At 56.0% G+C, this 12,967-nt stretch carries 8 protein-coding genes and 1 riboswitch; of the genes, 7 read left to right on the top strand and 1 reads right to left on the bottom strand.

Going from position 1 to position 12,967, the window contains the following annotated elements:
* Positions 1–9 precede the first annotated feature (9 nt).
* Positions 10–417, bottom strand: coding sequence for a VOC family protein (locus AC27KL_RS02100; RefSeq protein ID WP_339323076.1), 408 nt, complete (start codon positions 415–417; stop codon positions 10–12).
* A 282-nt stretch (positions 418–699) separates the two neighbouring features.
* Positions 700–799: riboswitch (purine riboswitch) on the top strand.
* 140 nt (positions 800–939) lie between these two features.
* Here AC27KL_RS02100 and AC27KL_RS02095 point away from each other — a divergent pair.
* The 7 genes from AC27KL_RS02095 (at position 940) to AC27KL_RS02065 (ending at position 12,965) form a co-directional block, all read left to right on the top strand.
* Entirely contained in the window at positions 940–2,370 is a 1,431-nt protein-coding gene (locus AC27KL_RS02095; protein WP_487168634.1) for an NAD(P)/FAD-dependent oxidoreductase, read from the top strand.
* A gap of 416 nt (positions 2,371–2,786) precedes the next feature.
* Positions 2,787–4,115, top strand: coding sequence for an MATE family efflux transporter (locus tag AC27KL_RS02090; RefSeq protein WP_246536749.1), 1,329 nt, complete (start codon positions 2,787–2,789; stop codon positions 4,113–4,115).
* A gap of 245 nt (positions 4,116–4,360) precedes the next feature.
* Complete coding sequence (locus tag AC27KL_RS02085; RefSeq protein WP_487168633.1) at positions 4,361–4,960, top strand: TetR family transcriptional regulator C-terminal domain-containing protein; 600 nt, start codon at positions 4,361–4,363, stop codon at positions 4,958–4,960.
* A 102-nt stretch (positions 4,961–5,062) separates the two neighbouring features.
* On the top strand, positions 5,063–5,335 hold the full coding sequence (locus AC27KL_RS02080) for a hypothetical protein (RefSeq protein ID WP_487168632.1): 273 nt from the start codon (positions 5,063–5,065) through the stop codon (positions 5,333–5,335).
* A gap of 458 nt (positions 5,336–5,793) precedes the next feature.
* Positions 5,794–8,196, top strand: a complete 2,403-nt coding sequence (locus AC27KL_RS02075; RefSeq protein WP_487168631.1) for a glycoside hydrolase family 95 protein — start codon at positions 5,794–5,796, stop codon at positions 8,194–8,196.
* A 258-nt stretch (positions 8,197–8,454) separates the two neighbouring features.
* Positions 8,455–9,582, top strand: a complete 1,128-nt coding sequence (locus AC27KL_RS02070; RefSeq protein ID WP_212948623.1) for a GntR family transcriptional regulator — start codon at positions 8,455–8,457, stop codon at positions 9,580–9,582.
* Positions 9,583–9,755: 173 nt separating this feature from the next.
* Complete coding sequence (locus AC27KL_RS02065) at positions 9,756–12,965, top strand: alpha-mannosidase (RefSeq protein ID WP_487168630.1); 3,210 nt, start codon at positions 9,756–9,758, stop codon at positions 12,963–12,965.
* Positions 12,966–12,967 lie beyond the last annotated feature (2 nt).

The raw sequence follows: 12,967 nt of genomic DNA, 5'->3' as shown, positions 1-12,967 counted from the left end.
TTTTTTGCTTCAGGCCTTCATCTGCGGCGAATCTGGATGCATCGCCATAAATTCGATGCGGTTGCCGTCGGGATCCCTCGCCCAGCACTGCCAGTTGAGATCCTTCCCCTGCTGCGGCTCCACATCTAGGGGAACGCCGTTTTGTTTCAAATGGTCCGCGATTTCCTCGATGCTGTCGACTTCAAGACACAGATGGGAAAAGCCGACGGGGCGTTCCGGCCGTTCCGGTTTTTGCTTGCCGCCGTAAAACAGCTCGATGAACTGGCCGTCGGCGACTTTAATGTATTCGATCCACGGATTGCCTTGATCGTCTTCGATGGAAAACGCCTTTTTAAAGCCGAGAACGCCGCAGTAAAAATGCAGGGAGCGTTCCATGTCCGCCACGTCAAAAGCCAAATGCCCGATTCCTTTGATCATTTCGCAAGTCCTCCTTATCGCGTTGGCATGGGTCATACCGGTGTCTTTTTGTGGAAGCGCATTCATGATAACTCCAAAGGCCGCGTTTTTCAATACCATGACGCGCATGGCAAAGGGCGAAAAACACAGCAAAAGGAGAAGGCATTTCTTTAATGTTCGGTTTTAGGCTATTATTTATTAAATTATCTAAATGTACGAGCTCGTTTTATTCAGTAAATACGAATTATTTTATTATTTTTTATTGACACTTTCGTGTTTGTTCGATAAACTTATATTTGTTGTTGATGATATAGAGAGATTGTTCGTATATCCTCATTGATATGGTTTGAGGGTTTCTACAAGGGACCGTAAATCTCTGGCTACGAACAGGACTGCTTTTTGGCATACCTGTTCCTGCGCCGGGGATTTTTTTTGTGCTTATAGAAATTTTGTCCGGATTCCCGAACCGGGATTATGGCACCGGGGGCGGGGATGCCCCGCAGGGAATGAAATCCGACTACTCATACTTTCAGGAGGTTCGCGATGAACAAATATGACGTGATTGTCGTTGGAGCCGGTCCGGCCGGCATTTTTGCCTGTTATGAATTTGTGCTGAAAGCTCCGCATTTGAAGGTGCTTTTGGTGGATAAGGGCCATGATATTTATCGGCGCAGCTGTCCGATTCTGGAGGACAAAATCAAGCTTTGCCCGCCTGCAGGAGGCCGTAAGGAGTTTGCCGGCTGCGTGCCCGCGTGTTCGATCACGGCCGGCTTCGGCGGAGCGGGCGCTTATAGCGACGGGAAATTCAACATCACGACCGAATTCGGCGGCTGGCTGACGGATTATTTGTCTCCTTCCAAGGTCATGGAGCTCATCCGTTACGTGGACGCGTTGAATCTGGAGCATGGGGCAACGACGAACATCACCGACCCGACGACCGACGTCATCCGGGGCATCGAGCAGCGCGGTTATGCCGCGGGATTGAAGCTGCTGCGGGCACAGGTGCGCCATCTCGGGACCGAACAGAACCTGGAAATTTTGAAATCGATATACGAATTTTTGAAAACCCGCGTCGATATGATGTTCAAGGCGGAAGTCGAAGACATCGTCACGAGCAAAGACGGCGGCACGCATACGGTGCACGGCATCGTGCTGAAAAACGGGGAGACGTACGAAGCGGAACGCGTGATGATCGCGCCTGGACGGGACGGCTCGGGCTGGCTGACTTCGATCCTGAAAAAGCGCAGGCTGAAAATGTACAACAATCAGGTCGATGTCGGCGTCCGCGTCGAAACGTCCGATGTGGTCATGCGGGAGATCAACGAGCATCTATACGAAGGAAAATTCATCTTTAACACGTCGGTAGGAACAAGGGTCAGAACGTTCTGCAGCAACCCTTCGGGGCATGTCGTGGTGGAAAACCACACGGGGGCGATGGCGGCCAACGGCCATTCCTTCAAAGACCCGGCGCTGGGGTCGAGCAATACGAACTTCGCTTTGCTCGTTTCGCATAAGTTTACGGAGCCGTTCGACAAGCCGAACGAATACGCGCGGGAAATTTGCAAACGGGCCAACGATTTGTCGGGCGGCGGCATCATCGTTCAGAAATACGGGGACATTCTGCGCGGCAGACGTTCAACGGAAGCGCGGATCCGCGAAGGGTTCCTTGAGCCGACGCTGAAGGAGGCGGTGCCGGGGGATTTGGGGCTTGTCCTACCGTACAATACGATGAAAAGCTTGATCGAAATGATGCAGGCGCTGGATCAGGTGACGCCGGGGATCGCTTCCGAGCATACGCTGTTTTACGGCGTGGAGGCGAAGTTTTATTCGGCCCGGCCGAAGCTGTCGGAAACGCTGGAGACGGAAATCCGCGGGCTGTATTGCGGGGGCGACGGCGCGGGCATTACCCGCGGTCTGGCCCAGGCGGGAGCCGCCGGCGTGTGGATTGCGCGCAGCATCGTGGAATCGCTGTAAGCATGCATATGCATAAGGTGTTCCGGAACATGGCCGACGGCGTGATAGACGTGATCCGGACGCGAACATCGTTTTATTGCAAAGGTTGTTTAAAGGTATGCCTTTTCCGATTTTCGGAGGGGCGTACCTTTTTTTGTACCCCAATGGGTTAAAAAATGTGTTAGAAACAAACCGTGAAAAAAATGAGAGGGAACGCTTTTTTTTAAAAATAATTTCCTGGCTTCTATATTGATAAATAATAAACGATACAATATAATGTCTAAGTGGATTTCAAACCAATGAATTATTTGTCTAATAAAAGGAGATGTTGTCATATGAGTTCCTCACAACAGGCCGCCGGGCATGCGGATGAGATCCGAAGGCCTGAAGGTGCGCCCTCATTGAATGCTCAAGCGCAACCTGGCGTCTACCGCGCCATGATTGCTTTTCTGATTCCGCTCATCTTAAGCAACGCGCTGCAATCCGTCGGCCAGCTGGCCGGCACGATCGTGGTCGGTCGCTGGATCGGCGTGGATGCGCTCGCGGCCATATCGGCCTTTTTCCCGCTGTTCTTCCTGCTCGTTTCGTTCGTGATCGGAATCGGTTCCGGGAGCGCGATCCTGATCGGTCAGGCTTACGGCGCCGGAAATATGGAGAAGTTAAAGACGATCGTCGGCACGACCATGACCTTCACGTTCCTGCTTGGCATCGTGCTTGCCATCGTCGGCGGCATTTTTACGGAGGATATTTTGCGCATGGTCGGCACGCCGGCCAACATTATGGACGTCACGATCCATTACGCGCGCATTATGTTCTGGAGCTTGCCGGTCATGTTCCTGTACATGGTGTATACGACGTTTATGCGCGGAACCGGCGACTCCAAGACGCCGTTTTATTCGTTGATCGTCAGCACCGTGCTGAACCTGGCCTTCCTGCCGGTTCTTATCTTCGGATGGCTGGGTTTGCCGAAACTCGGCATTTACGGCGCGGCGTACGCTAACGTGATTTCGACCGTCATTACGTTCGTGCTGCTGCTTTGGTACACGTATTGGAAGAAAAGCCCGCTTCGTCTGGACGCTTCCGTACGCAAGCATCTGGGCATGAACAAAGACATGCTGAAGCTGCTGCTCCGTTTGGGCATCCCGTCCAGCGTCAGCATGATCCTTGTGTCCTTGTCCGAAATCGCGGTCATCGTGTTCGTCAATCGTTTCGGCTCCAATGCCACCGCGGCATACGGATCGGTGAACCAGGTCGTGAGCTACGTCCAGATGCCGGCGATCAGCCTCGGGATGACGGTGTCGGTCCTGGCGGCGCAGTCGATCGGCGCGAAACAGAATGATCGTTTGAAGGAGGTCATTCGGGCGGGAATCGTGCTGAACTACATTATCGGCGTGGCGCTGATGATCCCGATTTATATTTTCTCGAAAAATATTTTGTCCTGGTTCATTACGAGCCCGGAAACGCTGAATATCGCCCATGAGCTGCTCGTCATTACGCTGTGGAGTTACCTCATTTTCGGTCACGTGCAGATCGTCGCGGCAACCATGCGCGCCAGCGGCGTCGTGTTGTGGCCGATGATCTTCAGCGTCATCTCCATCTGGTGCGTCGAGGTGCCTGTCGCCTACGTGCTTTCGTACCATACGAGCCTTGGCATTCGCGGCATTTGGCTCGGCTATCCGGCGGCATTTATCGTCAGCATGATTTTGGTCTATTCGTATTACTGGTTGTCGTGGAAAAAGAAACAGATCACCAGTCTCGTGCAATAAATCAGCCTTTAAATCCAAGGGCGACTTCGTCTGAACGCAAAAAAGCAGCCTGCGCAATTAGCCTTAAAGGGCAAAAAGCGCAGCTGCTTTTTTCTATACTTCGCTTCCATCTCGACGAAACGGAGTTTAAATAAAGTTTGATCCGCGAATTGCTGCGCTTCTTGCCGACCGCCTGTTATTGCAATATACTCGGAATGGAACAATCGTTCAAAATTAAGGGAACCGAAGAACAGAGGGTTTATTCCATGAACAAACGTCATTACAACAGCGAGGAAACGCGGCAGGTCATCGCCGAGAAAGCGGCGCAGCTGTTTGCGCAAAAAGGCTTTGCGGGCACGTCCATCGCGGATATTTCGCGCGAGTCGGGGTTTAGCAAAGGCCATATTTACTACCATTTCGAAAACAAAGAGAAGCTGTTTGTCCACTTGTCCCTGGAGACGATGCGCAACTGGGGCGAAAAGTGGAAGGCGGTCGCGGGTTCGTACCCGACGGCCGTAGAGAAGCTGTACGGGATGGCTTATTTCGTCATGAACAACTACAAGACGCCGCTATTGCCTGTAGGCCAGGAGCTGGCGATGAATCCGAACACTTCCCCGGAGACGCTGCAGGCGCTGCAAGGTCTGGCCGCTACGCCGATGGCCGCTTACGCTGAGATTTTCCGCGAAGGGGTGGAAAGCGGCGAATTTGCGATCGAGAACCTCGAAGAGACGACGCTGCTGTTCGGCAGCTGGATGGGGACGTTGTGCCAGTTTACGCTGACGATGGACGGGGAACCGCTGCAGCGGCTGTTCCAGCAGGCGGTGACCATTTTTGTGGGAGGCATCCGGAAGAGGGACGACGCTTGATGTTACGCATGACTTTTGCCGTTTTGGCCTCGGAACGGTAACTTTCTGCGTCCCTATAACGTTCTCCTTAATAAGGATGACGTTATAGTGGAGGTGATGTGCATGCTTTATTGGTTGTTCGAAAGGATGAACGTCCTTCTTCCCGCATTTGTTATCTGTCCGCTCCTGGCAGTTTTGATCGGGGTGTTTTGCCGCCTGCTGCACGTCAACATCCTGGTCGGCGCAGCCATCGCGCTGCTGCTTCCGCTGCTGTTTCTTGCAAATGACTTGTCCGCTTTGGCGGCCAATATCGACGCATGGGCCATGTACGGCGCGATATATGGGATCGTCGCGTTTGCGGTCTACAAGGTATGTCCGAAAAAGGTAAAGTCCTGATCCGTTTTTGAGCCCGGCCTAAAGCTCCGCTAACCTTGCAGCATAGGCAGAACGGGAGCCATACTTGGGGAAAAGGCAGTCTATCAATGAAACGAACGGAAAAGGAGACCGCTTTGGGCAAAATCATAACCGTCTGAAAGTGCCGATGAATACATTCGTGAGGGTCGTTTCTCATCCGCCTATTGGAATGTTTGCGTCCGATGGGGGAGCAGGGAGGGCTCTTTTTTCTTTGAATAATATGTTTAATTTTGGATGTCGAGAGTGTACAATGTTCCTCAATACGGAGATGGGGTAATCATAAGGGCTGGTGCCGCTCTGGACCGATTCGGTCATATCGCTGAATATGGAAGCGCTTGCGGCGTGCGATAGGCGCTGGGGCACCAGCCGAACCGGATAACATCGTGGATTATATAGCTATGGGTAAGAGCCATAGAAAAATGAGATGGGGGTCGGCGAAAATGGCGAAGGGGAACATGCTTTGGTACAAGCAGCCCGCGAAAAAATGGGAGGAGGCGCTCCCGCTGGGCAACGGACGAATGGGCGCGATGGTGTTCGGCGGCATTCGGCGCGAACGGCTGCAGTTGAATGAGGATACGCTTTGGGCCGGTTATCCGGTTCAAGAGGATCATCCGGGGGCGGCAGCCTCCTTGCCGGAAGCCCGCCGCCTGCTGGCGGAGGAAAAATACGCGGAGGCGCAGCAGCTAATCGAGCGCAGCATGCTCGGTATGCCCGGGCAAGGCGTGCAGCCGTATCAGCCGCTCGGCGATTTGATTTTGGAATTTGCGGGGGAGCCGGATGAACGGGACTATACCCGTTCGCTGGACCTGGATACGGCGGTTGCCCGGACCGAATTCGGCGCGGAAGGACGCAGGCAGGTCCGCACGGCGTTTATTTCGGCGGCCGACCAGGTCATGGCCGTACGCATCGAAAGCGCCGATCCGGCTGGCGTGGAGCTGGCGGTGTCTTTGGCTTCGGAGCTGAAGCATGCCGTGCAGGCTTATTCTGACGGCTCGCTGCTGCTGTCGGGCGAATGCCCTCTGCGGGTGCAGAACCACAACAACGGGCAAGAACCGGCCGTGATTTATGACGAAGAACAGCCGGGAAGGCCGATGCGCTACGCCGCGTTCGTTCGCGTGCTTCCTGAAGGGGGGCGCCTTCATGCCGGGGATGGCCGGCTGATCTTGTCGGGCGCGAGCGGCGTCACGCTGTTGTATACATCGGCGACAAGCTTTGACGGTTCGGACCGGATTCCGGGGCATAGCGGCATCGATCCGGCGGCGGTCTGCCGCCGCGTCATGCGCGAAGCGGAGGGCCAAAGCTTCGATGTGCTGCTGGAGGCGCATGTACGCGATTATCAGGCGCTGTTCAAGCGCGTAGATCTTCAATTGGGCTCCCCGCAACGCGCGGATGTCCCGCGCGGCCTGCCGACGGACGAGCGGCTTCGCCGCATCATGAACGGCGCCATAGACCTGGATATGCTCAGCCTCGTGTTCCAATACGGCCGCTACCTGCTCATATCGAGCTCGAGGCCCGGAACGCAGGCGGCCAACCTGCAGGGGATATGGAACGACAAGGTGCAGCCGCCCTGGAACTGCGACTACCATTTCAACATCAACGTGCAGATGAACTACTGGCTCGCCGAAACATGCCATTTGTCCGAATGCCACGAGCCGCTTTTGGACCTGATCGGGCAGCAGGCCGTCACCGGCGCGCGTACGGCCCGGATTCAGTACGGATGCCGGGGCTGGACCGCGCATACGATGTCGGATTTATGGCGTACGAACAACGTCGGGCCGCACGGGGATGCGCAGTGGGCTTATTGGCCGATGGCCGGGGCCTGGCTGTGCAGCCATTTGTGGGAGCATTATTTGTTTACCAAAGACCTGAGTTTCCTGAAGGACCGGGCATGGCCGCTGATCCGCGAAGCCGCCGGGTTTTTGCTCGACTGGCTGGTGGCCGATAATGCTGGACGGCTCATCACCAGCCCGTCCACTTCGCCGGAAAACAGCTTCATCGTGCCGGGCACGGACCGGCATAGCTCGGTCTCGCGGGCTTCGACCATGGACATGACGCTGTGCCGGGAGCTGTTTGGAATCGTCATCGAGGTCTGCGGTTTGCTGGGAGAAGGAGAGGATTTCGCCGATCGCTGCCGGGAAGCGCGGAGCAAGCTGCCGCCGCTGCAAATCGGCGCGAACGGCCGTCTTAAGGAATGGGATCGCGATTTCGACGATGCCGACCCGAAACACCGCCACCTTTCCGATTTGTACGGCCTGTACCCCGGCAGCGAGCTGACCGTAACGGGAACGCTCGAATACGCGCAGGCGGCGCGGCGTTCCCTCGAGATTCGCGGCAACGAAGGCACGGGCTGGAGCATGGGCTGGAAAGTGGCGTTGTGGTCGCGTTTAGGCGACGGTGACCAGGCATGGCAGGTGTTGAACAATTTTCTTGCGATCGTGGACGGCGAAGGCTTTGATTACCATAAGGGCGGCATATATCCGAATCTGCTGTGCGCGCATCCGCCGTTTCAGATCGACGGCAACTTCGGAGCCGCGGCAGGCATCGCCGAAATGCTGCTGCAAAGCCACGAGCGGGACATCCATCTGCTGCCGGCCCTGCCGGGGGAGTGGAATGAAGGAAGCGTCAAAGGATTGCGGGCTCGGGGCGGTTACACAGTGAACGTATCCTGGGCGAACGGCCTGCTGGAGGAAGCGACCGTAAAGGCCGATTTCGACGGAAGGAGCAGAGTAAGGTACCGCGGGCAAACGCTCGACATCGATTTTACGGCCGGCACTTCGGTAACGATCGAAACGGCTGAGGCAGGGCTGCTGCACATTCGACGGGTCGACGCGGGGACTGCCTGAGCGGAGCGACCGAATGCTTTCGGGGATGAAGTCACCCCGGCTCCGGTGATCGCCATCGACGCAAATCGCATCCGCTCCGTTGACTTGCCTTGCAGCCTAAATGATATAATGAATGTTATAAAATCATGCCAACGAACGAATCGAGACTAAGGAACGCGCATCCGGAGGACTGACGGGAGAAGAACGCTTAGCTCATTCCATACACACAAGGGCGGGGCAACCGCATGCGAAGCAATAAACGTCATTGGGGGGTAGCAGATGAGTCAGGAACGGGAACCGCTCTATATCCAGATCCAAAACCACTTCAAACAATTGATTTCGTCCAGGCAGCTGGTGGAGGATGACCGGATTCCGACCGAAAAGGAATTGATCGAGCAATTTCAGGTCAGCCGCATTACGGTGGCCAACGCGCTGGCCGATCTGGCGAACGAAGGGTGGATTTACCGGATCCCCGGCCGGGGCAGTTATGTCAAGGGCATACCGGAGAGCTACATCCAGAACGCCGGGGACGGCCCTTTCGAAGCGCAGCAGGCGACAACGCCCAAAATCGGGCTTATTTTTCCTTCCATCGAGGACTTTTTTGCGATCCAAATGGTGCGGGGCATCCGCAAAGCGCTGAAGGACAGCAAATATTCGCTGATCATCATGTTTACGTACAATTCCAAGGAGCTCGAAAAAAACGCCATTCGCGAGCTGCGTTCCAAAGTGGACGGATTGCTGATTTTCCCGGTGGATGCCGAGGTATACAACGAAGAAATCATCGCCCTGAAAATGCAAAACTATCCGTTCGTGCTGCTGGACCGGCATTTGCCGGGCGTCGAGACGAATGTCGTGTTGTCCGATCCGCTGCAGGGTTCGATCCTTGCCGTGGAGCATCTATGGAACGAAGGGCACCGCAACATTGCGATCTGTTCCGACACGCCGATGCCGACCGTTACCGTCGAGGAGCGGATCCAGGGGTACAACGAGGCGTTGAAGCGTCAGGGAGCGCTCATTAATCCGGCGCTGATCCTGACCGATTTCAGCATTCAGGACGAGCCGTTTCAAGAGGACTACCCGTTGTACCGTTTCATCAAAAATAAAATGGCTACCGCCTACATCGCCTTGAACTGCAAGCTTGGCGTGCATATCTGGTCTTTGGCCAGAGCGGCCGGCCTGCGGGTGCCGGAGGACGTATCGATCATCACCTTCGACAATCCGAGCCCGATGTTCGAGGAGTTCAGCATCTTTACGTTCATTAACCAAAAAGAAGAGCAAATGGGATACGAAGCGGGAAAAGTGCTGCTGCGCCTGCTCGAAAATCCTGCACATACGCCGAAGTACAGCAAAATCATTATGCAGCCGGAGCTGGTCCCGCTGCGCACCACCGGACCGGCTTCTTCTTAACCGCATACGTGGCAATAACCGGTTTTTCCGATTGTGGAGAGCCGGTTTTTTCTTTTTTACGACATTCTATTCTTGGGGATCCCGCCGATGTTTTTTAATGATATTTTTAGATATAAATGATATATTGTATATATTAAAAGGTCATTTGAACCGGAGAAGGGAGCAGGGGATTTATGAGATTTGTTCTTCAAAAATTGGAGAACCGCATTCGCGAATTGGCTGGACTCAGATACCGGGAAGGCCGGACTTTGGATCGGGTCCGCATCGTGCCGGACGTGAAGGGATTAAAGGAGGCGCGGGAGCTCGCCCCGTCCAGTCCCGTTGTTCGCGTCGGCGACCGCTGGGGCGGCCGGGACCGTTACGCATGGTTTATTACGGAAGTCGAATTCCCTCAAAGCTGGAGAGGCCGGGATGTCATCGGCCTGATCAAATTCGGCGAAACGGGCGGAGGGAACTGTTCGGGATATGAAGCGCAAGCGTATTTGAACGGGGAACCGCTGCAGGCGCTGGACCGCAACCATGCCGAGCTGTTTTTCCCGGAAGCGGTGGTGGCCGCGGGCCGTGCGGAATTGGCCGTTTACGCGTGGAGCGGGCTGACTGCCCATGACGGGCGTTCGCCGTTCGATCACCGCATCGATTCGCTTAGCGTAGGGATCTTGGACGAACATGTGGACGATCTGTATTATACGTCCTTGCATATGCTGCAAACCGTAAAGCAGCTGGACGAACGCCAGGTGGAAAGGCATGAGCTCACCGCCGCTTTGGAAGAGGCTTTCCGCAAGCTGGACTGGAGCCGTCCGGGCTCGGAAGCCTTCTACGCTTCAGCCGCAGAGGCCCGGCAAACGCTGCGGGCACGGCTCGAAGCGATTCCGCGCGGACCCCGTCCGCAGATCACGGCCGTCGGGCATTGCCATATCGACGTAGCTTGGTTATGGCGCCTGCAGCATACGCGCGAAAAATCGGGACGTTCGTTCTCGACCGTGCTGACGCTGATGGACCGCTTTCCGGAATATGTATTCCTCCAGTCGCAGCCGCAGCTGTACGCCTATTTGAAAAAGGATTTTCCGACGCTGTTCGAAAAGATCAAAGACCGCGTCCAAAAGGGCAACTGGGAAGCGACCGGCGCGATGTGGCTTGAATCGGACTGCAACATTCCTTCGGGCGAGTCGCTGGTCCGCCAAATCCTGACGGGCAAACGTTTTTTCAAGCAGGAATTCGGCGTCGACAACCGCGTGCTGTGGCTGCCCGACGTGTTCGGCTACAGCTGGGCCCTTCCGCAGATTTTGAAGAAAAGCGGCATCGATTATTTCATGACGACCAAAATCAGCTGGAGCCAGTACAACCGTTTCCCTTACGACACGTTTACCTGGAGAGGGATCGATGGCACGGAAATTTTGACGCATTACATTACGACGCCGGATAACGACGGCAGCTGGTTTTACACTTACAACGGCAACGTGACCGGGGCGTCGGTGCAGGGCCTATGGAACAACTACCGCCAGAAGGACATCAACGACCACCTGCTGCTTGCGTACGGTTGGGGCGACGGAGGCGGCGGCCCGACCCGCGATATGCTCGAGGCGGTGCGGCGTTACGAGGACATGCCGGGTGCGCCGCAGGTGAAAGCCGGCCGGGCGGAGGATTTCTTCGTCCAGCTGGAGGAGAAGGTACAGGACCATCCGCTGCTTCATTTGTGGGACGGCGAGCTGTATCTCGAATACCACCGCGGAACCTATACATCCCAAGCGTACAACAAGCGGATGAACCGCCGGATGGAGCTGCTGCTGCATCAGGCCGAATTCCTGAATTCGCTGGCGCTGGCGCTTCATCCGGGCCATGCCTACCCGTCGGAGCAGCTTGCGGAAAGCTGGGAAATCACGCTGCGCAACCAGTTCCACGACATCATTCCGGGCTCCTCCATCCATGAAGTGTACGAGGACAGCAAGCTGGAGTACAAGGAATCCGAAAAGCTGGCGCTGGCGGCGATCGAAACGGGCCTTGCCGGCTTGGACGGGCACGGGGCGAAGGCGGCTGGCGGCATGGAGAAAGGGCTGCCGGTCCGCATTTTTAATGGGCTCGGCTGGACGCGTTCCTTCCTGGCGGAGGTTGACGTGGACGATGCGGCGGAATATGCCTGGTATGGGGCGGACGGCGCCCGGCTGGACGTGCAGGCGGCATCGGCCGGATCTTGGGATGAAGGCAAGGTGCTGGTGGCGGTTCGGGAGGTTCCGGCATACGGATATACGACCATCTACGGGCGGCGCGAGGCGGAACAAGTTCCAAGCGGCGCAGGAATGACCGAGTCCGGCAGCATGGCTTCCGAGTGGGCCCTCGAAAAGGATCGCCTGGAAACGCCATATTACAGCATCCGCTTGAACGAAAAAGGCCAAATCGTTTCGCTTTACGACAAGCGGGCCGGACGCGAGGTGCTGAAGCCGGGGCAGCCGGCCAACGTGCTGCAGGTGTTCGAGGATAAGCCGATGGCGCATGACGCATGGGACATCGATATTTATTACCAAGAGAAAATGACGGTCGTAGACGACTTGAAGGAGCTGACGGTTCTCGAAGCGGGCCCGCTGCGCGGGGTGCTGAAGCTGGTGTACGGCTACCACGGCTCGACGATCGAGCAGCATCTGACCGTTTACCGCGATCATCCGCGAATCGATTTCAAAACGCGCGTCGACTGGCATGAACACCAGCAGCTGTTGAAAGCGGCCTTCCCGGTGGAGATCCGTTCGACCAAAGCGACGTACGAAATCCAGTTCGGCAACGTGGAACGGCCGACGCACTGGAATACGAGCTGGGATTACGCGCGGTTCGAATCGGTGGCCCAGCGCTGGGTGGATCTGTCCGAAGGCGGCTACGGCGTCAGCCTGCTGAACGATTGCAAATACGGACACGACATCCGGAACCACGTCATCCGCCTAAGCTTGATCAAGTCGGCCGTTTATCCGGACGGCAATGCGGACCAAGGGCTGCACGAATTTACGTATTCGCTGTATCCGCACGGCGGCGGCTGGTATGAGGCGGGAACGCATCAGGCGGCCTGCGAGCTCAATGCGCCGCTGATGGCGGCAGGCATTAGCGGCGAGACGGGGCTTCCGGAATCGCTTGGCATGCTCAGCGTCAACGCGCGCAACGTCATGATCGATACCGTCAAAAAAGCCGAAGACGGCAATACGCTCATCGTGCGCCTGTACGAATTCGGCGGCATCCGGACGAAAACGGAAGTGGAAATCGATCCGTATCTCGGGCCGATTCGCTCGGCAGCAGAAACCGATCTGATGGAAGAACATCCGGTGCCGCTGCCTGTGGATGGCCGGAAGGTCGAGCTGGCTCTGGCTCCGTATGAAATCAAAACGTTGAATATTGCAATTTCCTAAAC

It is taken from the genome of Paenibacillus sp. YAE3 (assembly GCF_057546105.1).
This window is presented reverse-complemented; position numbering and strand designations above follow the sequence as displayed.